Annotated in this window: 27 protein-coding genes; 14 read left to right on the top strand and 13 right to left on the bottom strand. The window is 71.5% G+C overall.

The features are described 5' to 3' along the window. Positions 1–29: 29 nt before the first annotated feature. The 7 genes from ACZ69Q_RS16470 to ACZ69Q_RS16440 form a co-directional block, all read right to left on the bottom strand. Entirely contained in the window at positions 30–1,532 is a 1,503-nt protein-coding gene (locus ACZ69Q_RS16470) for a DEAD/DEAH box helicase (RefSeq protein ID WP_471042031.1), read from the bottom strand. A gap of 178 nt (positions 1,533–1,710) precedes the next feature. Further along, positions 1,711–1,914 (bottom strand): cold-shock protein, encoded by a 204-nt coding sequence (locus ACZ69Q_RS16465; RefSeq protein ID WP_314197735.1) that lies wholly within the window; start codon positions 1,912–1,914, stop codon positions 1,711–1,713. A 229-nt stretch (positions 1,915–2,143) separates the two neighbouring features. Beyond that, entirely contained in the window at positions 2,144–2,509 is a 366-nt protein-coding gene (locus ACZ69Q_RS16460) for a hypothetical protein (RefSeq protein WP_471042028.1), read from the bottom strand. Between the two features lie 197 nt (positions 2,510–2,706). Beyond that, positions 2,707–3,222: a DUF5994 family protein gene (locus ACZ69Q_RS16455; RefSeq protein WP_471042027.1), complete on the bottom strand. Its 516-nt coding sequence runs from the start codon at positions 3,220–3,222 to the stop codon at positions 2,707–2,709. A 111-nt stretch (positions 3,223–3,333) separates the two neighbouring features. Further along, positions 3,334–3,747 carry a DUF5994 family protein gene (locus tag ACZ69Q_RS16450; protein WP_471042025.1) on the bottom strand — a complete coding sequence of 138 codons (414 nt, stop codon included), beginning with the start codon at positions 3,745–3,747 and terminating at the stop codon, positions 3,334–3,336. Positions 3,748–4,156: 409 nt separating this feature from the next. Then, on the bottom strand, positions 4,157–4,750 hold the full coding sequence (locus tag ACZ69Q_RS16445) for a DUF5994 family protein (protein ID WP_471042023.1): 594 nt from the start codon (positions 4,748–4,750) through the stop codon (positions 4,157–4,159). Between the two features lie 350 nt (positions 4,751–5,100). Beyond that, positions 5,101–5,502, bottom strand: a complete 402-nt coding sequence (locus ACZ69Q_RS16440; protein ID WP_471042021.1) for a hypothetical protein — start codon at positions 5,500–5,502, stop codon at positions 5,101–5,103. 646 nt (positions 5,503–6,148) lie between these two features. Here ACZ69Q_RS16440 and ACZ69Q_RS16435 point away from each other — a divergent pair. The 4 genes from ACZ69Q_RS16435 (at position 6,149) to ACZ69Q_RS16420 (ending at position 8,045) form a co-directional block, all read left to right on the top strand. Then, the gene (locus ACZ69Q_RS16435) at positions 6,149–6,682 is read left to right on the top strand and encodes a hypothetical protein (RefSeq protein ID WP_471042020.1); all 534 of its coding nucleotides are present in this window, start codon (positions 6,149–6,151) and stop codon (positions 6,680–6,682) included. A 142-nt stretch (positions 6,683–6,824) separates the two neighbouring features. Continuing rightward, positions 6,825–7,169: a MerR family transcriptional regulator gene (locus ACZ69Q_RS16430; RefSeq protein ID WP_471042019.1), complete on the top strand. Its 345-nt coding sequence runs from the start codon at positions 6,825–6,827 to the stop codon at positions 7,167–7,169. Between the two features lie 201 nt (positions 7,170–7,370). Next, entirely contained in the window at positions 7,371–7,574 is a 204-nt protein-coding gene (locus tag ACZ69Q_RS16425; protein ID WP_471042017.1) for a cold-shock protein, read from the top strand. Positions 7,575–7,751: 177 nt separating this feature from the next. Further along, complete coding sequence (locus ACZ69Q_RS16420; protein ID WP_471042015.1) at positions 7,752–8,045, top strand: SCO5918 family protein; 294 nt, start codon at positions 7,752–7,754, stop codon at positions 8,043–8,045. Positions 8,046–8,156: 111 nt separating this feature from the next. On the opposite strand, the gene ACZ69Q_RS16415 is transcribed toward ACZ69Q_RS16420, so the two are convergent. Beyond that, entirely contained in the window at positions 8,157–8,618 is a 462-nt protein-coding gene (locus ACZ69Q_RS16415; protein WP_471042014.1) for an SgcJ/EcaC family oxidoreductase, read from the bottom strand. Beyond that, positions 8,618–9,298, bottom strand: a complete 681-nt coding sequence (locus ACZ69Q_RS16410) for an SgcJ/EcaC family oxidoreductase (protein ID WP_471042012.1) — start codon at positions 9,296–9,298, stop codon at positions 8,618–8,620. The genes ACZ69Q_RS16415 and ACZ69Q_RS16410 overlap by 1 nt, the downstream gene beginning before the upstream one ends. Before the next feature lie 105 nt (positions 9,299–9,403). On the opposite strand from ACZ69Q_RS16410, the gene ACZ69Q_RS16405 reads away from it, so the two are divergent. The 5 genes from ACZ69Q_RS16405 to ACZ69Q_RS16385 all read left to right on the top strand — a co-directional run bounded on the left by ACZ69Q_RS16405 (position 9,404) and on the right by ACZ69Q_RS16385 (position 13,944). After that, positions 9,404–9,853, top strand: a complete 450-nt coding sequence (locus tag ACZ69Q_RS16405; protein WP_471042010.1) for a MarR family winged helix-turn-helix transcriptional regulator — start codon at positions 9,404–9,406, stop codon at positions 9,851–9,853. A gap of 255 nt (positions 9,854–10,108) precedes the next feature. Continuing rightward, positions 10,109–10,732 carry a hypothetical protein gene (locus ACZ69Q_RS16400; RefSeq protein WP_471042008.1) on the top strand — a complete coding sequence of 208 codons (624 nt, stop codon included), beginning with the start codon at positions 10,109–10,111 and terminating at the stop codon, positions 10,730–10,732. A 469-nt stretch (positions 10,733–11,201) separates the two neighbouring features. Next, positions 11,202–11,759 (top strand): TetR/AcrR family transcriptional regulator, encoded by a 558-nt coding sequence (locus tag ACZ69Q_RS16395; RefSeq protein WP_471042007.1) that lies wholly within the window; start codon positions 11,202–11,204, stop codon positions 11,757–11,759. Next, entirely contained in the window at positions 11,756–12,649 is an 894-nt protein-coding gene (locus ACZ69Q_RS16390; protein ID WP_471042005.1) for an aldo/keto reductase, read from the top strand. The genes ACZ69Q_RS16395 and ACZ69Q_RS16390 overlap by 4 nt, the downstream gene beginning before the upstream one ends. A gap of 275 nt (positions 12,650–12,924) precedes the next feature. Next, positions 12,925–13,944 carry an NADPH:quinone reductase gene (locus ACZ69Q_RS16385; RefSeq protein WP_471042003.1) on the top strand — a complete coding sequence of 340 codons (1,020 nt, stop codon included), beginning with the start codon at positions 12,925–12,927 and terminating at the stop codon, positions 13,942–13,944. A gap of 208 nt (positions 13,945–14,152) precedes the next feature. On the opposite strand, the gene ACZ69Q_RS16380 is transcribed toward ACZ69Q_RS16385, so the two are convergent. After that, a complete protein-coding gene (locus ACZ69Q_RS16380; RefSeq protein ID WP_471042001.1) occupies positions 14,153–15,781 on the bottom strand; it encodes a serine hydrolase domain-containing protein in 1,629 nt (542 codons plus the stop codon). Between the two features lie 109 nt (positions 15,782–15,890). Here ACZ69Q_RS16380 and ACZ69Q_RS16375 point away from each other — a divergent pair, with 109 nt between their 5' ends. From ACZ69Q_RS16375 to ACZ69Q_RS16360, 4 genes are all read left to right on the top strand, one after another. Further along, the gene (locus ACZ69Q_RS16375; RefSeq protein WP_471041999.1) at positions 15,891–17,111 is read left to right on the top strand and encodes a sensor histidine kinase; all 1,221 of its coding nucleotides are present in this window, start codon (positions 15,891–15,893) and stop codon (positions 17,109–17,111) included. Beyond that, positions 17,102–17,749 (top strand): response regulator, encoded by a 648-nt coding sequence (locus ACZ69Q_RS16370; protein ID WP_471041997.1) that lies wholly within the window; start codon positions 17,102–17,104, stop codon positions 17,747–17,749. Before ACZ69Q_RS16375 ends, ACZ69Q_RS16370 begins: the two co-directional genes overlap by 10 nt. Before the next feature lie 105 nt (positions 17,750–17,854). Further along, positions 17,855–18,613, top strand: a complete 759-nt coding sequence (locus tag ACZ69Q_RS16365; protein ID WP_471042622.1) for an RNA polymerase sigma factor — start codon at positions 17,855–17,857, stop codon at positions 18,611–18,613. Further along, positions 18,610–19,575, top strand: coding sequence for a CU044_5270 family protein (locus tag ACZ69Q_RS16360; RefSeq protein ID WP_471041995.1), 966 nt, complete (start codon positions 18,610–18,612; stop codon positions 19,573–19,575). The genes ACZ69Q_RS16365 and ACZ69Q_RS16360 overlap by 4 nt, the downstream gene beginning before the upstream one ends. 20 nt (positions 19,576–19,595) lie before the next feature. On the opposite strand, the gene ACZ69Q_RS16355 is transcribed toward ACZ69Q_RS16360, so the two are convergent. Further along, the gene (locus tag ACZ69Q_RS16355; RefSeq protein ID WP_471042619.1) at positions 19,596–20,468 is read right to left on the bottom strand and encodes an aldo/keto reductase family oxidoreductase; all 873 of its coding nucleotides are present in this window, start codon (positions 20,466–20,468) and stop codon (positions 19,596–19,598) included. A gap of 147 nt (positions 20,469–20,615) precedes the next feature. Here ACZ69Q_RS16355 and ACZ69Q_RS16350 point away from each other — a divergent pair, with 147 nt between their 5' ends. Then, complete coding sequence (locus ACZ69Q_RS16350) at positions 20,616–21,479, top strand: LysR family transcriptional regulator (protein WP_471041993.1); 864 nt, start codon at positions 20,616–20,618, stop codon at positions 21,477–21,479. Positions 21,480–21,970: 491 nt separating this feature from the next. Here ACZ69Q_RS16350 and ACZ69Q_RS16345 read toward each other — a convergent pair whose 3' ends face one another. Together ACZ69Q_RS16345 and ACZ69Q_RS16340 are read right to left on the bottom strand one after the other, a co-directional pair. Continuing rightward, positions 21,971–25,087 carry an FG-GAP-like repeat-containing protein gene (locus tag ACZ69Q_RS16345; RefSeq protein WP_471041991.1) on the bottom strand — a complete coding sequence of 1,039 codons (3,117 nt, stop codon included), beginning with the start codon at positions 25,085–25,087 and terminating at the stop codon, positions 21,971–21,973. Positions 25,088–25,484: 397 nt separating this feature from the next. Continuing rightward, on the bottom strand, positions 25,485–25,778 hold the full coding sequence (locus ACZ69Q_RS16340; RefSeq protein WP_471041990.1) for a DUF7336 domain-containing protein: 294 nt from the start codon (positions 25,776–25,778) through the stop codon (positions 25,485–25,487). Positions 25,779–25,828 lie beyond the last annotated feature (50 nt).

Raw genomic sequence — 25,828 nt, 5'->3', positions numbered from 1 at the left:
GCGCGGTGCGACGGCGGACCGCCGGAACGTCACGCGGCGTGGCGCTGAACCGCGGACCGGCCGCGAGAGGTGCGCCCTCGACGGCTCCGGGACGATGCCGACGTACGGGCCGTGGCGGCCCGGCGGGGCGGCTCCGCGCTCGGCGCGGGGATGACGACCGGCACACCGGACGGGGCCTTGGCGCCCGTGATGCGGCTCAGCTCCGCCTCGCCCGAACGCACCGCGGTGACCGTCGGGTTGATGCCGGCCGAGACCATCAGCCGGGCAATGCCGCGGCGTTGGCCGGGCGTCACCAGGGTGACGACGCTGCCGGACGCCCCGGCGCGGGCCGTACGTCCGCCGCGGTGCAGGTAGTCCTTGTGGTCGCCGGGCGGATCCACGTTGACGACCAGGTCGAGGTCGTCGACGTGGATGCCGCGTGCCGCGACGTTGGTCGCCACCAGCACCGTCACCTGCCCGCTCTTGAACTGATCGAGCGTCCGGGTGCGCTGCGGCTGGGACCTGCCGCCGTGCAGCGCGGCGGCGCGGACGCCGCTGCCGAGGAGGTGCTTGGTCAGCCGGTCCACCGCGTGCTTGGTGTCCAGGAACATGATCACCCGGCCGTCCCGCGCCGCGATCTCGGTGGTCGTGCGGTGCTTGTCCGCCTCGTGCACATGGAGGACGTGGTGCTCCATCGTCGTGACGGCACCCGCCGACGGGTCGACCGAATGGACCACCGGGTCGTTCAGGTAGCGGCGTACGAGCAGGTCGACATTGCGGTCCAGGGTGGCCGAGAAGAGCATCCGCTGGCCGCCGGGCCGCACCTGGTCGAGCAGTGCGGTGACCTGGGGCATGAACCCCATGTCGGTCATCTGGTCCGCCTCGTCCAGGACGGTGATGGCGACGTCGCCCAGTCGGCAGTCACCTCGGTCGATGAGGTCCTTGAGCCGCCCCGGCGTCGCAACGACGACCTCTGCCCCGTTCCGCAGCGCATGCGCCTGCCTGCCGATCGACATCCCGCCGACCACGGTGGCCAGCCGCAGCCGTACGGCGCGGGCGTACGGAGTGAGCGCGTCGGTGACCTGCTGGGCGAGTTCGCGGGTGGGTACCAGGACGAGGGCCAGCGGCTGCCGCGGTTCGGCGCGCCGCCCGGCGGTACGGGCCAGCACCGGCAGTCCGAAGGCGAGGGTCTTTCCGGAACCGGTACGGCCACGGCCGAGTACGTCACGGCCGGCCAGGGAGTTCGGCAGGGTGGCCGCCTGGATCGGGAAGGGCACGGTCACGCCTTCGTGGCCGAGAGCGGCCAGCAGCGGCGCCGGCATGGCGAGTTCGGCGAACGACTCTACGGCGGGCAGCGCGGGCTCGATCGTCTTCGGCGGGGTGAACTCGGCGCTGGGCGCGGCGGTTCGGCCACCGTGGCCGTTGGGCTTGGCCTTGAGCCGGTGCCGGTTGCCGGAGCGGCCTGCGGCGGAGCCCTCGAAGCTCTCGGAGCGGTCGTAGGTGCGGGTGGTGCGGGTGGTGCGTGAACTGCGTGAAGGGCGTGCTCGGTTCATGCGGAACCTTCCTTGATGCAGGCGCGTATCAAGGAATTCCCGCAGCACGGTGAACGGCGCAGAGAATCGCGAGAACGGGCCGAAGACGACGGGGGTGAATCCCCCTGGAAATGCAGCGAGCTGGGGCCCGCACCCCAAGGTGCGGGCCCCAGCTAGAAAATCTGTGTCAGAGCCGGTGTCAGGCCGGAACGATGTTCTCGGCGGTCGGGCCCTTCTGGCCCTGAGCGACGTCGAACGACACCTTCTGGCCTTCCTGCAGCTCGCGGAAGCCCTGGGCGGCGATGTTCGAGTAGTGGGCGAAGACGTCGGCGCCGCCGCCGTCCTGCGCGATGAAGCCGAAGCCCTTTTCGGCGTTGAACCACTTGACAGTGCCGGTGGCCATGTCATTTCTCCTTCGGAAACGGTGCTCGGAGTGCGCCTTATGCGGACTCCGTGTCGCCGTGATGATCAACCCGTCGGAAAATGAACCCTTTTGGCAACCACAACTGCAACCTGATTCGACAGTAGCACGGCGTGCGCGATCACGGGCCGGGAATAATTCCGCACGCTTTCTTGTTCGACACGCGGATTTACCGTCCGGCGGTGGCCGGTCGCCGGCCACCGGACGCCCTCTACGCGCGCAGCAGCCGTCCGGTGAGTTCCCGGTACTCCCGCAGCGCGAACCGGAGTTCGGCGGACTGCGTCTCGGGGTCCAGGTCCGTCCAGCCCGCGCGCAGGACCCGCCGCCGCTCGGCGAGGGCGTTCACGAGCTGGGCGGTGGCTTCGTCGAACGCGCCCTCGGCCTCCTCCAGCGCCTCGCGCGGGCTGTCCGCGAAGGTGTTGACGGCGTGTCCGAGGCGGCGCACGACCTCGTCCCGTCCGTCCGAGGGGAGCAGCGGCTCAGGGCCGGCGGAATGCCGTCCGCCGGGGCCCGAAGGCCGGTCCGCGGGCTGCTGGGCGCGTGTCTGGTCGTACATCGTCGTGTGCACCGCTTCCATGGGGTGGGGGCACCGCCCGAAGACGTCGTTCGCCTTCTCGACGGCCTGCCGCAGGCTTCCGGAGACCCGGTCGACCTTGCCCTTCCCGGCCCTGCGCCGTCCTGCAAGTCAACGTCCGCCGACGATACGTGTCAACGTGACGGCTGCCCGGGCGCACCCTGCCGGAGGCCGCTGACCAGGCCCATTCGGATCCGCCGCTATCCGCCTCCTCGAACGCCTCGGGCGGGCGGCTCGATGGAGTGGACCTGGCCCGTGCTGGTGTCGATCAGGATCTGCACGGCCTGCTTGAGGTTGTCGGCACGGACCGCTTCGGCCATCGCCGCCCGCGCCGCCTCGGGAGGCGTGTCCGGCGGTACCACGAGCAGGGAGAAGTAGTCCTGGTCTCCTCGGGTCACGAGCGCGGTGCCGTCGCCCACCGGGAAGGCGTCGATGTGCACGACACGGTCATCGATGGTCATCCGGGTCGGCATCTCGTCCCAGGCCCCGGAGTCCAGGCCGATCCGGGTGACCGGCCCCAGGCGCTCGGACAGTGCGCTGAGCAGGCCGGGCAGTTCGGTGGCGAGGTCCTTCGAACGGGGCCACCAGGCACCGTCGAGTATGCCCTGGCGGTCGTGGGTGGTGGCGAGCCGCAGGAGAGCCGTTCCGGGGCGCACCGACTCGTGTATGCCGTCCGCCAGGAGCCCTGCGGGACGCTGGGTGGGGGAGTCCGGCATCGCGCTCACCTGTCTCTCCGGATGGGGCGAGCCGTCCGCTGCCGGTGCCGGCGGTGGCCGGGCCGCTGCCCGAGGAGAGCGTCCTGCGTCCCCGCTCTCCTCGCCTCCACGCTACTCCTGCCGGTCTCGGGCGCGGTCGTCCACCGCCGCGGACATGAGCGGCCCGGCCTCCTCCGCGCTGGTACCGGGCGGCACGACCAGCAGATCCCAGCGGCCGTGGCCGGGGGAGAGCAGGACGACGGTGTTCGGCGCGTGCGGTGCTACGGCCCGGCGCAGTCGTACGACCTGGTTGCAGACGAACATCCGGCCCGGTGCCGCGGACCAGGCCGCTGAGTTCACCGTGACACTGGCGATGTGCCCCCAGGCGCGCGGCAGCGCCGCGAGCAGCGGGGGAAGCTCCGCCAGGAGATCTGCGGAGTGGGGCCACCACGCGCCGTCGAGGCGGCGGGACAGGGTGCTGTGGGGCGCAAGGTGCAGCCTGAGGAGGGGATGGGCGGGCGGAGCGGGTGGGACTGCGGCGATCATGGACTTCCTTGGGTGGGCTGGTTGCGCGGGCGGTCCCCGGCCGGTCACGGCGGGCGGTGCGGCGGCCCGAGGCGGGCCGTGGTGCACGGCCCGCACCCGGCTGACGTGTTCGAGGAGGTGGATCGCGGTGGCCGACGGGTCGGCACGACGGGGTGGCCCGGCCCGGCGCTCGGCTGCCGGGACGTGGGCGGCGGCGGACAGGGCCGCCGACCTGCGGCAGGCGTCAGATGGGGCAGCGTCCGCAACGAGGGCGTCGAGGGCGGGCAGTGGAGGCTGACATGTGGCGGCACCTGTCCCGGGCGTCGAGTTGCCCGGTGTCGTCGTGCTCCGGGAGCGAAACCGGTCCGGTCACCGGTATGCGGTGGGCCCTCGGCCCTTTCACCCTACCGGGCGCAGAGCGATACGGGTGTCACGGACGGTAACATTCGCGGAAGAAGGAAAGACCGGACGAGGGTCGCTCCGGCGCACCGCCGTCGCCTTCCCACCGCTCCATCTGCTCCTGCTCCCCCCGGGCGCCGGCCTGGTCGTACCGACGCTGTTCGTACCGACGCTGTTCGGCCGCGACGAGCGCGCTCGCGGTGAGGCGGAGCGCGGGGTCGGCCGCTGCCGTCATCAGCCGCGCGGCCGCGGCCGCCCCGGTCCCGGGCGGGACGACCAGCAGGTCCCAGCGGCCGACGCCGTATGAGTAGAGCCGGATCGTGTACGGGTCGAACCCGGACGCGAACCACGCGGCCTTCACCGTGTGACCGGTGGCGGGCAGGTCGTACGGCGCCTCCGGCCAGGTGCCGCGGCGTACGGCGAGACCTGTCACCTCACCCCGCAGCGCGTCGAACGCGTCGGTGAGTATGGGCAGTTCGGCCACCAGATCGCGGGATCGGGGCCACCAGGCGCCGCATACGGGGCCGGGCGGAAAGGTCGGCGGGCGCAGCGTGAGCCGGGCGGGCAAGGACGGGGAGGCGTGTTTCCGCTCGGGGGTCGCACCTTCGTCGGCGCGCGATTCCATGTCGCGGTCCTGTCCCCGGGCCGCCGTGCGACGGACCGGTGCCGTGGTGCGCCAGGAACGACGCCAACGGGTCGCGGGCGTACAGGGAACTCCCGGTGTCCGCCACGCTACTCCGCCCTTGTGTTCCCGGACCGGTCCCCGGACGCCGCGTCCGGGCATGGCGGAAAGCGGGCCTTGTCCCGGGGTTCCCACCCTGGTTGAGCGGGCCTAGGCCGACGCCGTCCGGCCGTGCGCGGGAGTCCGCCGGAACGTAGACCGTCTCGGCAGTCGATGCCTCGGCGCCCCCTTGGGTTCGCTGCCTCGGCTGGACGGCGATGACGGTCGTACGACGTGCCGCGGTGGCCGTCGGGTCAGCCCGGCTCGTCCGTGTGGGCTCGTTGCGCGTGGGAACGGCTGCTGGCCAGCCAGGACGACACCGATTCTGAGGATGCCGACGGCGCCGATGACGTCGAGGACGCCGGCGGTGGCGATGACGGCGCGACGGAGGGGTGCGCGGTGTCGACCGTCAGGTGGAGCAGGGTGCCGCGTCCGTCCGCGCCCGCGGGATAGCTGCGCGGTTCGTCGCAGCGGAAGCCCTGCCGCAGGAGCTGTGCCACCCGCTGGGCGGTGTCGGGGTTCGCCGCGATGATGCGGACCTCGGCGAGCTCGTCCACCATGGGTGGCTCTTCGTCCGCGTACGCGGAGGCCGACGGTACTTCGAGTGAGTCCCGGGCGCTTTCGGCTTCGCGAATGCGGTGGTAGATCGAGCGCATGGCGCCACCTCCGTGGTCTCTGCGAGGCCGCGCCGTACCGGTGATCGCGAGGGACGGCGGCGAAAGCCGCCCACGGTTCTCCGTCCGAAGGGCGGACCGACGGGAGGAAACCCGCGAGCCCGGCGTGACCTGCTCCGGGTACGTCCACCGTACGCCCGGGCCCTGCGGAGCGGACGTGCCCGTATGGCCCGGGCCCTGCGGAGCGGACGGTGCCCGTATGCCCGGGCGTAGGCTGAAGGCACCGAGGGTTCCTCGCGCGTCGGCTCTCACACCGGTGCCGTTCTCGGCGAACGACGACGCCGGGCAGCCGGATCCGTCCGGGCCCGGGGCAGGGCCCCGCCCCATGATCGTGAACGTGCCGGACCGGCCGACGGCCGCGGACCTGGGGCCGAGCGCCGTCCCGGACCCGAGGCGACGGGAAGAGCCCGCCCGGCCGAGGCGACCGCAAAGGCCCGCCCCGCCGAGAGGACCGGAAGAGTCCGCTCCGTCGAGGCGACCGGAAGACCCCGCCCCGCCGAGAGGACCGGAAGAGTCCGCCCCGCCGAGGCGACCGGAAGACCCCGCCCCGTCGAGGGGTCGGAAGGGCCCGTCGCCCCTGGCGGGCGAATGCCTCCGCCCGCTGACCCGCCGCCAGGTGGAGGACCATATGCCGGAACTCGGCGACTTGTACGCGCAGACCTCCGGCGGCGAGCCATGGGCGTGGAACTGGGCCCGCTCCGCCTTCCTGGAGCGGCTCGCGACCGACGTACGGCGACCGGGATTCGCCCTGCTGACCGCGCAGACCACGCTCTCCTCGGGCACCACACTGCTGACGGGATGCGCGCACGGCTTCCCCGTGCGCGGCGTCGGGCCCTGGTGGCAGGGCCTCGACGGATACCTTCCGCACGGCCTGCTCCGTGTCGCCGCGTCGGGGAGGCTCTTCGCGATCTCCGAGATCCTCGTCGGGCACCGGGTGCGCACACAGAACCAGGGCCGCGAGTGGAACCTCGCCCGGCGCCTGCAGAGACGGCTGCTGAGCGACCACGCCGCCGCGCTCGGCGTCATGCTGGTGAACCGCGGTGACGTTCGGATGCTCGAGGCGCTGCGGTCCTGGGGATGGCAGTACGTCCTGGCGGACGTGGTGGACGCGCGGGGGACACCCCTCTTCGCTCCTCCCTGCCGAATTCTGGTCCTGCGGTGACGGGGAGCCGGCCGGGAGACGAGAGGCGGAGGGCATCTGTGTCGGCGACGGCAGGATTTCCGCCGGGGCGACTAAAGTTCCTGTAGGGGGACCCGCCCCCCTGGTGCGGGCCGCGACTTCGGCGGCTCGCGGGAAGGCGCAGATGCCCTCGAAGGACCGGCCGCATGCCGCCGACCGGCTCGACGACGACGACCACCCGGCGTACACCATGGGCCGTGCCGCCGAGGTGATCCGTGCGACACCCGGCTTCCTCCGGGCCCTCGGAGAGGTGGGGCTGATCACCCCGACCAGGTCGGAGGGCGGCCACCGCCGCTACTCGCGCCACCAGCTTCGCCTCGCCGCCCGCGCCCGCGAGATGGTCGATCAGGGGACCCCGGTCGAGGCCGCCTGCCGGATCATCGATCTTGAGGACCGGTTGGAGGAGGCCCTGCACGCCAACGCGGAACTGAGCCGTCCGCAACAGCGTGCGGACAGTGGCGGCGAGTGAAAATCTGTCGGCGCGGGAGCAGGAATTCAACCCGGTTTTCCGGTGCTTTCCGCTCAACTTTTCGCTAATTTATTCCGTGCTACCCTGAATGTGAATTGCAGTTGTGGTTGCCGTTTTTCCGGATTTCCGGGCAGGCGATCATCGCAGCGATGAGGAGGCCCGCGAGGTGCGGGTCTCCAGCACTGCTCCAGGAGAATTGACATGGCCACCGGTACCGTTAAGTGGTTCAACACGGAAAAGGGCTTCGGCTTCATCGCGCAGGACGGCGGCGGCGCCGACGTCTTCGCCCACTACTCGAACATCGCCGCCCAGGGCTTCCGTGAGCTGCAGGAAGGCCAGAAGGTTTCGTTCGACGTCGTGCAGGGTCAGAAGGGCCCGCAGGCCGAGAACATCGTTCCCGCCTGACACCCCCGGACCGCACGCGTCCAGGACATTCGTATGTGCCTGCGATGAAAATCCCGTAGGCCAATACGGCGAAGAAGGGGCCCGCACCTTGGGTGCGGGCCCCTTCTTGTTTCCGGCAACGGACCCTTCGAAGGCACCCGCCGCCGAACCACCCACCCCGACTTCCGGTGAGGCACCATGCGCTGCGTGATCGCCCGTTATCCCTTCGACCTCTTCAAGATCGATGTCGAGACATCGATGGAACGCGTCCGGCCCGAGCCCGTCACGGGGGTCGGCGTCGTCATCGGGCGCCGTGTCTTTCCGGTCAAGCAGGTGGGCGAGGTGATCACGGGCCAGGACCGCCGTGACTTCACCATCGGTGAGGTGACCAGGGCCCTGACCCGTCTCGGCTTCACCTGCCGCGCCGCACCCCAACAGCCCCCGCCCACCCCCGGCCCGATGTACGGACAGCCCATCGGGTGGGGCGACTGACGGACCTGCTCGGCAGACGCGTCGCGTCGCGGACCTGCTCGGCGGCGCGGCGCGTCGCGAACGTGCTCGGCGGCGCGGCGCGTCGCGAACGTGCTCGCCCGGCGCGTGGTGTCAGTGCGAGGCAGGTCGGGTGGCGGGCTGGAGTCGGAACGAGACGGCTTCCATCAGGCGTTTGCGCTGCGTCTTCTGGACGGCGGCGATCCGCCAGCGGCCGTCGGACTCGCGGACGACCGTGTAAGTGGCGAGCTTGCCCAGGCGCTTCGGCCTGCGTTTGCCGACGTCGCCGCACGTGGTGACGACCGCGGTGTCGGCGCCGTAGAAACGGATGTCGTCGATCTCGACGGTCAGTTCGGTGCCCTTGAGGAACCCGTCGAACAGGGCCTGATGGGCGCGGCCGATCTCGCTCCCGCCGCGATAGACGGTTCCGGCGAAGGTCACGTCGGACGCGTCGTGCGTGAAGCACCGGCCGTAGGCGGGGCCGTCGCCGTGGTTCCAGGCCGCGCGGCTTTCCTCCAGGAGGGCGCGGATGGCGTTGGCGTCCGCTTCGCGTGCGAGGTGGGCGGTGTCGGTCATCACTTCTCGGCCTCCGGCTTGGTGGACGGGTCCCACAGGAACGAGATGCGCTCCATGACGGACTGGCGCTCGGTGTTGTGGAAGGCGGCGATCCGCCAGTCGCGGCCGCTCTGGCGGATCAGCGTGTAGGTCTGCGTCTTGGACAGTTCGCTCGCCTTCTTGGGCGTGCCCGTGTACGTGTCGCCGCGGGTGGTGACGATCGCCGTGTCGGGGCCGTAGAAGCGGATGCCGAGGAATGAGTCGGCGAGCCTGGTGTCCTTGAGGAAGCCGTCGAACAGGGCGCGATGGGCCGCGGTGATGTCCTTGCGGCCCTGGTAGTGGGTGCCGACGTAGGTGGTGTAGGTGGCGTCGGGGGTGAAGTGCTCGCCGTACGCGGTGGCGTCGCCGCGGCCCCATGCCTCGGTCATCGAGCGCAGTACGTCGCAGACCGCCCGGTGGTCGTCGGCCGTCGCGGCTCCGGCGGCGGTCGGGGTGACGTCCGAGGTCACCACGGTGCAGTCGCTCTCGCCGAGGTTCTGTATGTCGGAGGTGGCGTCCAGCCACAGGTAGGCGGATCCGGCGGCGACGGTCAGGGCCAGCGCGGTCGCGCCCAGGACCCGTTTGACGGTACGGCGCCGGGAACGGCGGGGCGGGGCGGCGGTGATGGTCGGCTCGGGTGGTGCGACGGCGGCGGCGCTCATGATGTTCCCCCTCGTGGTAACTTCATAGAAGAAGTTGCTGCGTTGCAGATTTATCTTCCTTGAAGAAGAGATTAGGGAGTGGGGAAGCCTGTGTCAACGTCGTCCATGCGATCCGACGCGAGCCAGGTCTATCGCCGGTACCTGAGTGCCGTGATGCTGCACGGCCACGCGAGTGCCAGAGCGTGCGGACTCGGCGCCACCGACCTCTACGCGCTGAACATCCTCCAGTTGTCAGGGGCGATGACTCCTGGCGAACTGGCCGAACGCACCGGCCTGACGACGGGGCCGACCACTCGCCTGATCGACCGGCTGGAGCAGGCGGGCTACGTCCGTCGCGTCCCCGATGCCGGAGACCGGCGCAAGATCATCGTCGAGCCGGTCGGAAAGCCCCTCGAACTTGATCGGGTCATGGCCCCCGCGCGGCAGAGAATCGGCGAGATCCTCGGAAGCTGCACGCCGGAGCAACTCGATGCCCTCTTCGACTACTTCACCCGCGCCGCCGAGGCCTACCAGGAAGCCGCCGAGCAACTGCGCGACGACACCGCCGACCGCTGAAGCTCGGCGCCCCGGATCCGCCCGGACGGCCAGGTCCCATCGGGTCGTTCGCGACCAGGACCTGAGCGAGGTGGCCGGCACGGCCACGGCTCCTGACGGAATGACGGACTGACGGACTGACGGACGGACGGATGCCTGCCGTGCTCGACGGGCGCGCGGACCGGGGCGCGTCCTCGCTCGACCGGCGCCCGGACCGGGGCGCATCCTCCTAGGAGGGCTGCGTAGAGTACCCGCGGTCATCGATTGGAGAAGACGGTGGACGCGGTCGAGTTCCCCCTCAGCGCTCGGGTGCGTGGGGCCTGGCGATGGCTCGTGGCCACGAGCGCGGCGGGTGCCGTACTCGTCGGAGCCGCCGTGGCGTCGGTGGTCGCCGACGCCTCCGGCTGGGCGTCGGTGCCGCGGGCGATTCAGGCAGGTTTGGTGCTGGTGACGCTGTTGGTGCTGCCTATCGCATGGGTGGGAGTGCACGCTGTGTGGGCGCTGCGGGGGCGGGCCGAGCTGTTCAGCGCCGCCAAAGAGCACCCGCGGCGGCGTCCCACCGACCGACAGTTGTTCAACCACCTGCGCAACGAGCACCCGCTCACACCGCTGTGGTGGATGGTTTCCATCCTCGGCGGCCTTGGTGCGCTCTGCCTGGGGGTCGCGCTTCCGTTCGCCCTGGCGGACGGCGCCGTAGGGGCCGGTGTACTCCTCGGGACCGGGCTCGCCGTGTCCCTGGCCGCCCTGACCTTGGCCGTGCCCGGCATTCGCCGCGCCGCCCGCCAGGGCTCCGAGGACCGAAGGCGGCGTACCGAGCTGTGGCACCTGCCCACCGCCGTCGAACGCCGGCTCACGATCCCCCTCCTGGGCGCCGGCGACGGGGCACACCCCGGTGCCTGAACACACGGCCACCGCTGCCCTGCGACGAGTACGCGGGGGGCCGGTAAGGCGCAGCGGGGCCAGGGCCCAAGGCCCAGTTCACCGAGAGACGGGCTGCCCCTCTCGATCGTGCCGCTCTGCAGCCGACTGAATCGACCAACAAGTCCCAGGTGCCTCCGCAGCACGCGGTCGTGTTCCCTCTCGCGGGGTAACGCCCTCGCGGGCCCTGTCGTGCTGACCTGTGCGGATGCCTTCTCCTGGCGGTGGCCGTGTGTCGGGGGATATCGCTGTTGACCGTGGTTCCCCCGACTCCTAAAACACGCGGAGGGCGCGGAGCCGAGGACGAGACCGGAACCGCGCCGGTACGGCTCCGGTTGTGCTCGCTTCTGCAAGGGATTTCCTGGGCGTGCGCGGCGACCCATCGCAAAAGGAACGCGCATTCTGTTACTGTCCCCGCAAGCAGAACCGAGATTCTTTTTGTGGAGGTGTGGTGCCGCGGCTCACCGACGCGCGCAAGGAACTGCGGCGGGCCCAGATCGCCGAGGCCGCCGTGCGCTGCTTCGGCCGTAACGGCCTGGAGCGGACCTCGATCGCCGACATCATCGCCGAGTCGGGACTCTCGGCCGGCTCGATCTACGCGCACTACCGCAACAAGGCCGACCTGGTCCAGGCAGCCGCCCGCGAGGTGCTCGCCGAGCGCGCCAAGGTCCTCGGTGAGCACGCCGCGAGCGACGCCCCGCCGGACCCCGACGAACTGCTCGCCCGCCTGGTCGCGGCGATCGACCCCGCCGAGGCCCGGGTCGGTGTGCAGACCTGGGGCGAGGCGACCACCAACCCGGCCATTCGCGACATCGTCGTCGACATGACCGACCGTATGCGGGCGATGCTGCACGAGTGCGTCACGGCGTGGCTGGTCAAGGTCGAGCACCACGAGCCGGCCGAGGCCCGGGAGCGCGCCGCCCCGATCGCCCACCGGGTCATGGCGCTCTATCAGGCCGAACTGCTGTACACCGCCTTGCAGTCACCGACCGAGGAGGCAACGCCATGACCACCCCGACCGCTTTGTTCGCCGGCCGCAGCGTCTTACGTGTCGGCTACGGCGCCTTGCAGCTCGAGCGCCTGCACGACCGCCGCGGCGAGGCCGTCGCACTGCTGCGCCGCGCGGTCGAGCTGGGCGTCGACCACGTGGACACCGCCGAGTTCTACGGCTTCGGTTTCGCCAACGACGTGATCCGCGAGGTGCTGAGCCCCGAGGACCGCGTCCTGGTGGTCACGAAGGTCGGCGCCGACCCCGACCCGGGCGGGCGCCTGCCCTTGCGTCTGGCGCAGCGGCCCGAGCAGTTGCGCGCCAGTGTCGAGGACAACCTGCGCAGCCTCGGTGTCGACCAGCTCCAGGTGGTCAACCTCCGCCGCCTGGACTCCGGTCCCGGCCTGCGCCCCGAGGGCGACCAAGTGGTCGACCTCGACGACCAGCTCGCGGTGATGACCGCTCTGCGCGACGAGGGCAAGATCGGCGCGATCGGCCTGAGCAGCGTCACCCTCGACGGACTGCGCCGCGCCCTGCCGGCGGGCATCGCCTGCGTGCAGAACGCCTACAGTCTCGTCTCCCGTGACGACGAGGACATGCTGCACCTGTGCACGGCCCAGGGCATCGCCTGGGTGCCCTTCTTCCCGCTCGGCGGCGCCTTCCCCGGCCTGCCCAAGGCGACCGAGGAGCCGGCGGTGCACGCCGTGGCCGAGTCCCTGGGCGTCACGCCCGCCCAGGTCGGCCTCGCCTGGTTGCTGCACCACGCCCCGAACGTGCTGCTCATCCCCGGCACCGCCGACGCCGCCCACCTCGAGGCCAACATGGCGGCCGGCAAGATCACCCTCGACGCCGCGACCCTCGCCACCCTCGATGCCATCGAGTCCCGTTCCAACGAGGTCCCCATCGGCTGACGGGAGCAAGCGGACCCGGGTCGCGACCGCACGCCGCGACCACTCGCCGAAAGACCACACGCCGCCGGACCCGAGTCGCGATCACGCGCCGCGACTACACGCCGAAAAAGGACCACACGCCGCCAGACCCGGGTCGCGACCACACGCCGCCGGACCCGGGTCGCGACCGGACGTCGCGACCACACGCCGCGGCCGCACGCCGCCAGACCCCCCTGTCGGAACTCCCGCCCCGCCGGGACCCCCTTCACCAGGCCCTAGGTTTCTGAGGACGGATCATGAAGGCCATCATCTACCGCGACAACGGCGGCCCCGACGTTCTTCGGCTCGTCGACCGTGACCTGCCCGCGCCCGGCCCCGGCGAGGTTCGCGTCCGGGTCGCCGTGTCCGGGGTCAACCCGACCGACTGGCAGGCTCGTTCAGGCCCCGCCCACCCCAAGCACTTCTCCGAGGTCACCCCGCACCTCGACGGTGCCGGCACGATCGACGCCGTCGGTGAGGGGGTCGACCAGAGCCGGGTCGGTCAGCGGGTCTGGCTGTTCATGGCCGCCGCCGGGCGACCCACCGGTACCGCCGCCGAGTTCACCGTCGTGCCCGCCGAGCGGGCCGTACCGCTGCCCGACGACGCCGGGTTCGACGTCGGCGCCTCACTCGGCGTCCCCGCGCTCACCGCGCACCGCACGCTCACCGTCGCCGAGGACGGGCCGCGCCGTCTGCGGCCCGGGGCCCTCGACGGCAGGGTGGTACTCGCCGCGGGCGGGGCCGGAGCGGTCGGGCACGCGGTGATCCAGCTCGCCCGATGGGCCGGCGCCACCGTGATCAGCACGGTCAGCGGCCCGGAGAAGGCCCGGCTGGCCACCTCCGCCGGAGCCCACCACGTGCTCAACTATCGCGAGGGCGACGCGGCCGCCGAGATCCGCAAGATCGCCCCGGACGGCGTCGACATCGTCGCCGAGGTGGCGCTGGGCGCGAACCTCGCACTGGACCTGGCAGTACTGCGGACGCGCGGCACGATCGCGACCTACGCCAACGACGGTGGCAAGCCGGTCGAGTTGAACGTGCTGCAGACCATGGTGCTGAACGCGCGCTTCCAGTTCCTGGTGCTCTACACCGCCGGTCCGGAGGCGCGCGCCGCAGCCGTCGAGGACGTCGCCGCCGCCGTTCGCGATGGAGCCCTGCCGGTCGGCGAGGAGCACGGCCTGCCGCTGGTCCGCTTTCCGCTCGACCGCACCGCCGACGCGCACCGGGCGGTGGAGAGCGGCGCCGTCGGCAAGGTCCTGGTGGACGTCACGTCGTGACGCTCAGTCGGCCGTCGTGCGAGCCAAGCGCCACGAACCCGGTGCCCGCCATCTGATCACGACGGGCAGCGAAAAGGCCCGGGTCAGTGACCTGGGCCTTTTCGCTGGAGTGGGTGGGTGACGAGAACCCGAACTCGCGCTCTCAGCTTGGGAAGTGACGGCGCCGCCTCTCCCGCGCAGAGGTCACGCAACCCGTGGGGATCCGGCGTCAGGCGGGGCGGAGGGCCTCGTGCTCGTTCTCCGCGCCGAGTGGTGTGACGCCCTCGTCGCCCCCGGCCCCCTCGTCGCCCCCGGCCCCGTCGTCGCCCCCGGCCCCGCGCCGGGCGCGTAGGCGGTAGCGGAACAGGGCGAGGGCCCGAGCGGTGGTGACCGAGAGGGAGGCGAGAGCACCGGCCGCTGCCATGACGACAAGCGCCGGCCAGGCGTACGTGGTCTGCGCCAGCGTTCCGGAGCGGTTCATCAGCAGGCCCAGAAGCGAGGCGAGTTGGGTGAGGAAGAGGATCGGGAGCGCCTGGGGCAGCAAACGCAGTGCCGTACGCCACCACGGTCGCCGTGCCGTGTGCCGCGCCCATCGACGCGCCCGCAGGACGCCGCGGATGCCGAGGCCCGTCGCCAGCAGGGTCAGCGCCGCCAGGACCCAGTCGGCCGTCATCGAGAAGGGTTCTGCCACCTCGGGACTCTTGCCCCGCGCGAGGTCGACGAGGCCCAGCGAGATCTGGGCGGCGTCGTCTCCGGAGATCAGGCCGGTGTTGGTGACGACCGCGATGCCGACCTTGCCGTCCGGCAGCAGGGTGGCCATGGAGTTGTGGGTCAGGAGCTGGCCGTTGTGCTGGATCTCCTCGGTCCCGTCGTCGTGCCGGTACCGCGCCCAGCCCATCGCGTAGTCCGTGTCGCCCGGCACCCGCGGTGGGGTGTGGGTGAGCCGGATGGTGCGTGCGGTGGCGATGCGGCGGCCGTCGGCCGACACGCCCTGGTTGTTCTGGGCGATCAGCCACTGGGAGAGGTCGTCCGCGGTGGTGACGACACCGTGGCCGCCGGCGGTGAACCAGCGGGGGTGCGCACGGGCGAACGTCGTGCCGTACGCGCGGACGTAGCCGCGGGCCTGGTCCGGCATCTCGGTGGTCGTGTCGACGGACGCGGTGTGTGTCATGTGCAGCGGGCCGAAGAGCTTTGCGGACAGGTAGTCGGCGAAGGGCTGTCCGCTGACGACCTCGACCAGCCGTGCCGCGACGAAGTAGTTGGGGTTGTGGTAGCGGTGCCGGGTGCCCGGCGCGGTGGCGAGGTGCGCCTCGCGCATCGCTGCGACGGCCTCCTTGAGGGTGTGCGGTTGGGCGCGGGTCAGATCCGGGTAGGCGGAATCGGCCATACCGGAGGTCTGGGTCAGGATCTGCCGGACGGTGATCTCCCGGGAGCGCCGGTCGGCCATCGTGAACTCGGGCAGATAGCGGTGCACGGGCTGGTCCAGGTCGACTTCGCCCGCCTCGACCAGTTGCATGACGGCGAGTGCGGTCATCGACTTCGACAGTGACGCCACGGGCAGGCGCGTCCGCTCCGTCATGGGCCGCCCGGCCGCGGTGTGCCCGTACCCGGCGGTGTGGACGACCCGGTCGCCCTTGGTCACGGCCACCACCGCGCCCGGCAGACGGGTCTGCTCCAGGTAGTCGCGTACAAATCGGTCGATCGAGGCTGGATCCAAGGTGGCGGTGGCGGTGGACCGCGTGGCCGAGGAGGTGGCCGAGGAGACCGGTACGGCGGTCGCCACGATCGCGACAGCGAGCGCGGCCAGCACGGTGCCGAGTCGGCGACGCCTACCGGCAAGGACGGTGAACGGCTTCATGGAACCCAGTGCACCCGTCCGCCCCCTGCCGGCGCACTGGCGCACATGAGAGTCCAGGGGTAGTGCTTGCACTACTGCTTCAAGATCTCCGGCTCGCTAGGGTCGACCGATGCGACATCGGACCGCGTGGCAGGCGCTCGGCCAGAACCCGCTCAAGGTGCTCGGCTCGAGCTGGCCCTGGCGGTCCTTGGTATACCTGCTGTCCGGTGTCGTCTTCGGTGCCGTCACCAGCGTCGTCCTCGTGGCCGCGCTCGTCGCGGGAATCGTCTCGCTGGTGGTGTTGGTCGGGGCGCCGATCCTGCTCGGTGTCGTGGTGTCCGGCGTCGCCGTCACCCGCTTCGAGCGGTGGCGTCTGCGGCTGGTGGACCTGGACCCGGTGCCCGACCCGCACCAGGCCCCGGAACGCGCGGGGCCCGCCAACTGGGTGCGAACCCGGCTGCGGGAGCCGGCGACCTGGCGTGAGCTGGGCTTCACGGCCGTGTCGGCGACCGCGTTGTGGTGGATGGACTTCCTCGTTCTGGGCTTCGCCCTGGTCCTCCCCGTGCTGGTGATCATGTCGCCGATCGACGATCCCGGGGCCTGGCCGCTGGTGATCGTCGGCCTCTGCCTGCTCGCCGCCGCGCCGTACACCATCACCGCCTGGGCCGGCGCCAGGGCCGCCGTCACCCGCCTCATGCTGGCGCCGCGCGACAGCGAACTGGGCCGCGAGCTCACCGACGTACGGGCTTCCCGGGCGCGGCTGGTCGACGCCTTCGACGCGGAGCGGCGCCGGATCGAACGGGACCTGCACGACGGGGCGCAGCAGCGGCTGGTCTCCCTCAATGTGATGCTCGGCCTGGCCGCCCTCGACGCCGAACCGGACTCAACGCTGGCCGGACAGCTCGCCAAGGCCCAGGAGCAGGTCGGGCTCGCCGTCGACGAGTTGCGTGAACTCAGTCGTGGCGTCCATCCGAAGGCGCTCACCGACCATGGCCTGGCCGCCGCTGTCGAGAACCTGGCGGGGCGCTCCGCGCTCCCCGTCAACGTCGACATCCGTCTGCCGCGTCGTCTGGAGCTCTCCGTGGAGACGACGGCGTACTTCGTGATCGCCGAGGCCCTGACCAACGCCACCAAGCACAGTGAGGCGACCCGGACCGAGGTACATGCCCGCCTGCACACCGACGTCCTCGTGTTGTCCGTCAGCGACAACGGCGTCGGAGGCGCTTCCCCGGAGGCGGGCACGGGCCTCATCGGCCTGGCCGACCGCGTCGCCGTGGCGGACGGCAGGTTCCGTATATCCAGCCCTCAGGGCGGGCCTACCCTGCTGCATGTGGAGCTGCCGTGCCGCTGACCGTCGTACTCGCCGAGGACTCCCCGCTGATGCGGGACGGCCTGGTCGGTGTGCTCACCCGCTTCGGCCACCAAGTGCTCGCCGCCGTCGGCGACGCGGACGCCCTGATCGGCGCGGTGCGGGAACACGACCCCGACATCGTCGTCACCGACGTGCGGATGCCACCGGACAACACCGACGACGGCCTGCGCGCCGCCGTCGCCCTGCGCCAAGAGCACCCCACCCTGCCGGTCCTGGTGCTCAGCCAGTACATCGAGCAGTCCTACGCCGCCCACCTGCTCGACCTGGGCAGCGACACCGGGGTCGGCTACCTCCTCAAGGACCGCGTCAGCGCCGTCGGCGAGTTCGTCGACGCGGTCACCCAGGTCGCTGCGGGCGCGACGGTCGTCGACCCCGAAGTGGTCCGCCAACTCCTCAACCGCCGCCGCGACCCCCTGCAACGCCTCACCCCACGCGAACGCGAGGTCCTCGCACTGATGGCAGAAGGGCGTACCAACGCCGCCATCGCCCGCGAGCTGTACGTCACCGAAGCGGCGGTCAACAAGCACGTCAGCAACATCCTCCAGAAACTGGACCTGCACCTCGACGGCCAGGTACACCGCCGGGTCCTCGCCGTCCTCACCTACCTCCGCGCGTGACCGGCGAGTGGCGGTCGGCACCGGCCGGCCCGGCCGACGGGAGGATCCGCTCGTGATGTGATCGCCGCCACAGAGACGCCGAGTGCCGAGCGGACAGGGCCGGTTGTGGAACTTTCCCTGCGTGACCGGATACGCGCCGGCGATCCGGAAGCCTTCGCCGAACTGTTCGGCGCGCATGCCCGGGCCGTCTACGGTCATGCCGCCCGCCTGTCGGCAGACCGGGGCACCGCGGAGGACGTGGTGTCCCTCACCTTCCTGGAAGCCTGGCGGCTCAGGGAGAAGCTGAGACCCGAAGCCGCGGCCCTGGACGACGACGCCGACGCGCCCGGCGACGACGGACTGCGCCCCTGGTTGTACGGCATCGCCACCAACGTTCTGCGCAACACGCGCCGCGCCGCCCGCCGGCACAGCGCCGCGCTCGCCCGGCTCCCCGAGCGCCCGGCGGACCGTGACACCCTGCCCGACTTCGCCGACGACGTCGTCGGGCGCATGGAGAAAGCCGAGCGGCTCGCCGCCGCGCAGGCCGCGCTCGGCCGGCTGCGCAGAGCCGAGCGTGAGGTGTTCGCACTGTGCGTCTGGTCGGGACTGAGCTACGCGGCCGCGGGCGAGGCCCTCGGCGTGCCGGCGAGCACCGTACGGTCGCGGCTCGCGCGGGCAAGGCAGCGTCTACGGACGTTGTCGGAGGCGGAGTTGGCCCGGCGCACGTCCGCCGGGCGCCCGGCCAGGTACTCGGGGGCGCCAAGTGCCGCCGCGATACCGGATGTTCCACCTCAGCAGGAGAAGCCGGGATTCGGCCCGCGCACCGGACAGGTACCGGGTGGCCGTCCCGAAACGGCCCGGTCGACCCAGGAGAAGCACCGATGAACCCCGAAGAGCGCGAGGAACTGGCCAGGCTGCTGCCGAGCCCGGGTGAGCCGGTCCTGACGGGCGACCGCCACGACCTGCTGAAGGACCATCTGATGAGAGAGCTCACCGAGTTCAGAGAGTTCACCGAGCCGGCCGCCCCGGAACGCCCGGACGTCGCGACGGCACCCGGCGGGCGAGCGCGCGCCCCCCGCCGCCGGTTCGCCGTCATCGCCGTACCCCTCGCCACGGCGGCGGCGATCGTCGCCGTGGTCCTCGCCGGCGGCGTCGGGTCCAGGACCGCCACGACCGATGCGGAAGCGGTCGACCTCCTCAATCGCATCGCCGAGGCCGCCGCCGCGAAGAAGTCCGTGCCCGTCAGGGACGACCAGTACGTATATGTCCGCACTCAGGGCTCCATGAAGTTCTCGGCGAAGGACATACGGATCCTGCGCGAGGCGAGTTGGACCGCCGTCGATGGCAAGCGCGAGGGACTGCGCCGGGTCACGGTGCTGGTGGGTCCGCCGTTCCGGCCCCGGGACCCGTTCTCCTCGTACTCCAAGGGCACTCACGACATGCGGCTGAGCCCCGACCCGAACGTCACCACCTTCCGTGAGCTTCAGGCGCTGCCCACCGACCCCGATTCGCTGCTGGAGAAGATCTACGCCGACACGAAGGGGGAGGGGCAGACCAGGGAGAGTGCGGCGCTGGAGAAGATCGGCGACATGCTGCCCGACGCCGCGCTCCTGCCCGAACTGGACGCCGCGCTCTACCGCGCGGCCGCGAAGATCCCGGGCGTCTCGGTCGTCACCGACGCCGAGGACTACACCGGCCGCTCCGGCATCGGCCTGAGTTTCAAGGAGCGCGACGGCCGCACGGTCTGGGTCTTCGACAAGAAGTCCCTCGACTTCCTGGGCACGGCGGACGAGGCGCTGGTGGATGTCGGGATCGCGGACAAGGCGGGCGAGACGCCGGCCGCGTGACTCTGATTCAGACCGTCCCGCTAGTGGCCGATCTCGTCCAACTCGGCGAGTTCCTCGTCGGAGAGCGAGAGACCCGCGCCGGCGACGTTCTCGCGCAGGTGCGCCACCGACGAAGTGCCGGGAATGAGCAGGATGTTCGGCGACCGCCGCAGCAGCCAGGCCAGGGCGACCGACATCGGTGTCGCGTCGAGCCGGGTGGCCACGGTGGAGAGTGCCGTGGACTGCAGCGGGGTGAAGCCGCCGAGCGGGAAGAAGGGCACGTAGGCGATGCCCTGATCGGCGAGATCGTCGATCAGGTCGTCGTCCTGGCGGTGGGCGAGGTTGTACAGGTTCTGCACGCACACGATCGGCGCGATCGTCTGCGCCTCGGCGACCTGTTCCGCCGTCGCGTTGCTCACTCCGAGGTGCCGGATCAGGCCCTGCTGCTGGAGTTCGACGAGGGTCTCGAAGGGCTCGGCGAGCGAGCCGGGCCGGGGACCCTGGGCGTCGCCGAGCCGGAGGTTGACCACGTCGAGCGAGGCGAGTCCGAGGTCATCGAGGTTCTCGCGGACGGCGCGGCGCAGGTCTTCGGGCCGCCGGGCGGTGAGCCAGCCGCCCTGGTCATCGCGGGCCCCGCCGACCTTGGTCACGATGTGCAGCGCTGCGGGGTAGGGGTGCAGCGCTTCTCGGATCAGTCGGTTGGTGACGCGTGGTCCGTATGCGCCGGCCGTGTCGATGTGGGTGATCCCGAGGGCGGCGGCCTCGCGCAGGACGGCGAGCGCGCCGTCGCGGTCGGCGGGCGGGCCCATCACCCCGGGGCCGGCGAGCTGCATGGCGCCGTAGCCGAAGCGGGTGAGGGTCAGGTCGCCCAGGGTCCAGGTGCCGCCGGGCAGTGACGCGGAGGGTGTGTTCATGCCGGTGTCTTTCCTGCTGTGCCGGGTACTGCCCGCGTTCTTCGTTTCGCTCATGCCGTCGATGTTCGCCCGCCCACGAGCGGCGCATCCAATACCGGCTCGGTGCTCTGTCATACCCGGCAGGTATCACCGGGCTAGGCTGTGGCCGTGGACACTTTGGAGACCCGCGAGTTGAGGTACTTCGTGGCCGTCGCCGAGGAACTGCACTTCGGCCGCGCCGCCGAGCGCCTCGGCATGGCCCAGCCACCGCTGTCCCGGGCGATCCAGCAGCTCGAACGGCGCCTCGGCGTCCGCCTGTTGGAACGCAACCGGCGCGGCGTCGCCCTGACCGGCGCCGGAGAGATGCTGCTGCACGAGGGCCGCGCCGCTCTCGACGCGACCGCCGCCGCCGCCCGCCGCACCCGTCGTGCCGGTGGCGGCGACGGTCCGGGCGGCCCCCGTAACCGCCTGGTGCTGGCGGTGAAGGCCGCCGCGGCTCACGAACTGCTGCAGAAGCTTCTCGACGCCTACGCGGCCGAGCCCGATGCCGCCGAGCTCGAGGTGCTGCCGTGCGGCTTCTGCGAGCAGGAGGAGCTGCTGCGCGACGGCCGCGCCGATGTGGCGCTCATGCACGCGCCGTTCAACTCCCTCGCCGGGTTCGACAGCGAGGAACTGCTGACCGAGGGGCAGATCGCCATCCTGCCCGCCGGGCACCCCCTCGCCGCGCGCAGCACTCTGTCCCTGGCCGACGTCGGCGACATCCCCGGTCTTCCGCTGGCCCGCTGGCCCCGCAACGGCACCTACCCACCCGGCCCGGGCCCAGAGATCCGCGACCAGACGCAGTTGGCCCAGCTCATCGCCCTCGGACGCACCGTGGCCGTCTTCCCCGACTCCGCCCGCGCCTGGCTGTGGGCCGAGCACGCCGCCGTCCCCCTGACCGACGCACCCCCCGTCGTCACCCACATCGCCTGGCCCGCGCACAGCCGCTCCCTCGCCCTCGCCGGGCTGATCCGCACAGCCGCACGACTGTGACCCTCTCGGGCCTTGCACCGCCGCCGCTTGCCCGCCGGCCCCCACGACGAGCAGAACGCGGGAGGGATCAGTTCCCGGACGGGGAGTTGTAGAGCTGCGCGGGGTCGCCCGAGAGGGCTGCTTTGACGAAGCGGCATGGCGCCGGCGTACGCAAGGCTGGGGTCGTCGACCAGTACCTCGATGGCCCCGGCCTGTATGCCGTCGAGGCTGGCCCGTGCGACATCGGCCGGGTCGATCATGGGAACGTCGCGTCCCGCCATCATGTCGGTGTCCGCGGCGCCCAGGTGCACGCCCTGGACAAGGGTCCCTTGACCGGCAAGCTCAAGGCGCACGCCGTTGGTCATGTTCCACTCCGCGGCCTTGGCCACGGCGTAGGACCCCGTCCCTTCGCCCACGTAGGACTCCGCCTCACTCCGAAGCCGAGCGGCGAATCGCCGGGCCCAGGCCGAGAGGCCTGGGCCCGGCAGCGGGCGCCACGAGGTCGGTGTCCCTTATAGGACGGCCTTGTACCCCTGCCAGCCCGTCGCGATCCTCGTACGACCGCCGAACGACCCCTTGCCGTCACCACTGTTGCGGTACAGGTTGCCGCTGGTATCGCGCGAGACGAGGTCGGCCCTGCCGTCGCCGGTGATGTCTGCGACTCCGACGACCGCGTTGTAGGAGGCGCCCCAGTTCGAGAACACCTTCACGCGGGCCTTGAAAGTGCCCCCGCCGGTGCCGTCGTACCGGTACAGGTTGTTCGCCGTGTCCTGGGCCAGGAGGTCGCCGAAGCCGTCGCCGTTCAGGTCTCCGGCACCCACGACCTTCTTGTACGTCTTCCAGTTGTCGTACAGCTTCACGCGCGCCGACAGCGTGCCCGTGCCGGTGCCCTTGTACAGGTAGACCGTGCCGGTCGAGGCGTTGCGGGCGATCAGGTCCGGGCGGCCGTCACCGCTCACATCCCCCGGCGAGGTCAGCACGTCGTACTGGCCCCAGCCCGAGGTACCGAGTGAGGTGTACGGCGTCGAGGGCGTCGCCGCCTTGCCGCAGGCGGGGCGGTAGGCGCGCAGGGCGCCGCTGCTCGACCGGACCAGGACGTCGTTGCACCGGTCGCCGCTGAGGTCGCCGAACGGCACGAACCTCGAGGTGGTCGGCCAGCCCGCACCGGAGACCTTGCTGCCCAGCGTGCCCGTGCCGGTGCCGCGCTGGACGGTGAGGGTGCCGGAGGAGTCGAGGGTGAGGACGTCGCCGACGCCGTCGTTGCCCGCGTAGTCGCGCGGTGCCGCCGCTCCGGCCGTCACCGTGGTGGTGCCGGAGAGGGAGAGGGCCGCGCCCTGGCCGTCGGCGGGCTGGGCGGTGAGCGTCCAGGTGTAGGCGCCGTTGGTGACGAGGCGGCCCGCGGAGTCCTTTCCGTCCCAGGCGGCCTTGAGCAGACCGCGGGCGGCGGAGCCGGACACGGTACGCACGGTGGCGCCGGACGCCTTGTGCCGGACGGTCGCCTTCCAGGAGGCGGCGGGCTTCGACAGCCACCAGGTGCCGGACCAGCTCGCGGCCCCGGACGTGACCGTGGAGTCGATGGCCGACAGCGCGGATGCCGGAACGCCGGTCGGCACGAGGTGGACGCGCTGCTCGCGGTCGGCGTAGGCGACGCCGCCGCCGAATCGGTCCACGGTCCAGGTGGTGCCCACCCTGAGGTTGTCCCGGCCGAGGTCGGTCCAGTCGGCGAGCTTGCGGCTCGGCAGGTCCGTGTGATTCCCGCTGGACGGCAGTCCGTTGTGCAGATCGATGAGGATCAGCCCGCTGCCCGACTGGATGCCGCCGACGCGCTCGACGAGGTAGCCGTCGCCGAGCAGGACCCTGCCTGCCGGGGCGGTGGCGGTGCGCTGGGCCGTACGGTCGTAGACGCCCGAGCCCTTGACGTCGCCCCAGGAGTCCACACAGGTCCAGTACACCCAGCGGCCCACGGCCTGGAGGCTGGACGGAGTGCAGCCGTTGCGGGTGGTGAAGGACTCCACGGCGGTGCCGGACGGAAGCCGGGTGGCCGTGACCTTGCCTCCCGTGGCCGCGCCGCTCCACAGGGTGTTGCCCCAGACGGCCGCGGCGACGCGGTCGCGCTTCTGCAGGACCTTGCCCGCCGAACCGTCGGGGAACTCGCCGATGTACTGATCGCCGGAGGAGGCGCCGTCGACGACCGCGTAGCGCCCGGAGAGGTCCTTGAGTTCGGGGCTGTCGTCGCCCGTGTCGAGGGCCGGGCCCCAGGCGGTGGTGCCGTTGGTACGCAGCATGGTCAGGCCGGACTCGGTGGCGTCGCGGCGGCCGTGGTGGCCGGTGCCGTCGGCGAACATCGGGATGCAGCGGGTGGCGCCGGCGGCGCAGTCGCCGTCCCGCCCGCTGACCAGTCCGTCCACGGTGGTCTTGGCGACGCCCGGGGTGCCGCTCGTGGTGAGCCAGGTGCTGCGATAGGCGCCGATGATCGTGCCGGGCTCGTACAGCGTGCTGTTGTCGGCGGTGGTGAGGATGCCGCTGCCGAGCGAGAGGCCGTTGACCTGCGCGGGCATCGACTGCACGGCGGCCAGGCGGCTGCGGGTGAGCGAGCCGTCGGCGGCCGGGGCGATCCGGTACACGCCCCAGTCGAGGTCGCCCCGCTCGACGTACTGCTCGGCGCCCGCCACGAGGACGGAGCCGTCCGGCGCCTGGACGATCCCATGGGCGGCCGGGTCCATGACCTTGGTCAGGTCGGTGTCCGTGCCGTCGGACGTGAGGGCCCACAGCGGCTGGCCCCGGTACCTGTTGTCACCGGGCGCCACCGGTTCGAGGCCGAGCGGCTTGTCACCGACGATCCCGTACGCGGCCTGGTAGGTCAGGGCGCCCGTGTCGAAGGTACGGGGCGCGGCGGACAGGTCGTCGCGGTCGTACAGGTCCGCCTTGCCGCGCCCGCTGCGCAGCCGCAGCACCGAGTCGGCGCCCAGCCGGAAGCCGGTCACCTCCCAGCCGTCCTCCGGGTTGACCCGGTCCGGCAGTGCGCTGAACGCGCCGGTGGCGAGGTCGACGATGCCCCAGTGGCCCCAGCTATCCCCGTCGGTGTCGTAGCGGAGGATGACCGACCGGGCGTCACCGTCCTCCACGACGATGTTGCCCGCACCGTCCGGCAGCCCGGTCACGGGCGTCTGCCCGACCCCGCCCCCGTCCTCGACGCGCCACAACTGGTAGGCGTTCGGGTTCCCGTTGACGCCGCTGGTGCTGGTGAGGACGTTGCTGCCGAAGGTCCCCCGGTAGGTGTGGTACTCGGGCACCGGCACCACGGTGGTGCCGCCCGAGGTGCCCGCGCCCTGGAGCAGGGTGACCTGCGAGTCCTCTTCCGAGTAGAGGGCCACGGTGTCGGAACCGTCCCCGTAGTAGCCGGGTTGGAAGGACGCGGCCTCACGGAAGTAGCCGCTGTCGATGTCGTACTGCACCGGGACGTCCAGCCGCTGCTCCAGTGCGGTCGTGGTGCCGGTGGCGTAGTCCGTCCACAGGAGCCGGTCGTCGCCTTCCTGGGCCCAAAGGAAGCCGCTGGTCCCCGCGTTGAGGATCTGCGTGGCCCTGGGGACGGCACGCGGGGCGGCGGGCAGCACGAACTCCCCTGCCACGGCGGCCGACTGCGGCGCGGCTGCCGCCGAGGACGGGACGGCGGCGAGCGGGAGGCCGAGCGTCAGCGCGGTCGCCAGGACGGCCGCGGTACGGGCCGCCGGCGGGCCGAGGCGTACTGAGCGTGAACCAAGAGTCGGTCTGTGTCTGTGTCCGGGTCTGTGTCCGGGTCGGCCGAGTCGGGCCACCGTTCCTCCTGAAAGGCAAGAAGAAGGCATGGCGGGACGTACGGCAACGCCCTGGCACTTCCCCCGGCCCCCCGGCCGCTCCCCCCACGCGCGTGGCGGGAGCCTAACAGCATGTTCATGACTGGCTGGGTCTGCCCGCCTGATCAGTCGGTCATCTGGGGCTGGTGACGGTCGGCTGCGGTTGGTGGGGTTGCTGTACTTCTCGCGGTGGTCACTGCTGCTGTTCGCCCGGCGGGATCCGCACGAAGCCCTCGGTCCAGGTGTCTTCGTCGAGTTCGTAACCGTCGAGGATGAAGCACTCCGGCTCGTCCCGGAAGCCCGGCAGCAGCCGGGCTCGCTTCATCCGCTCCTCTGCCCGCTCCCGTGTCGAGTAGATGCCGAGCAGCTTCACGTCGTCGCCGTCCTGCTCGTCGATGAAGACGCCGCCCTCGTCGACATGGACGGTCGAGTGTTTGTGGCCGGCCTCGTTCTGGTGGCCAACATGCCAAAGCGGGTACACGATCACGCTCCCGAAGCTATCAGCGCTTGAGCCGAGTCAAGTCCTCAGCGGTCTTG

This window comes from Streptomyces sp. NPDC036764, from assembly GCF_055609385.1.
The sequence above is the reverse complement of the archived record's forward strand: the minus strand, read 5'-3'. Positions and strand labels throughout refer to the sequence as shown.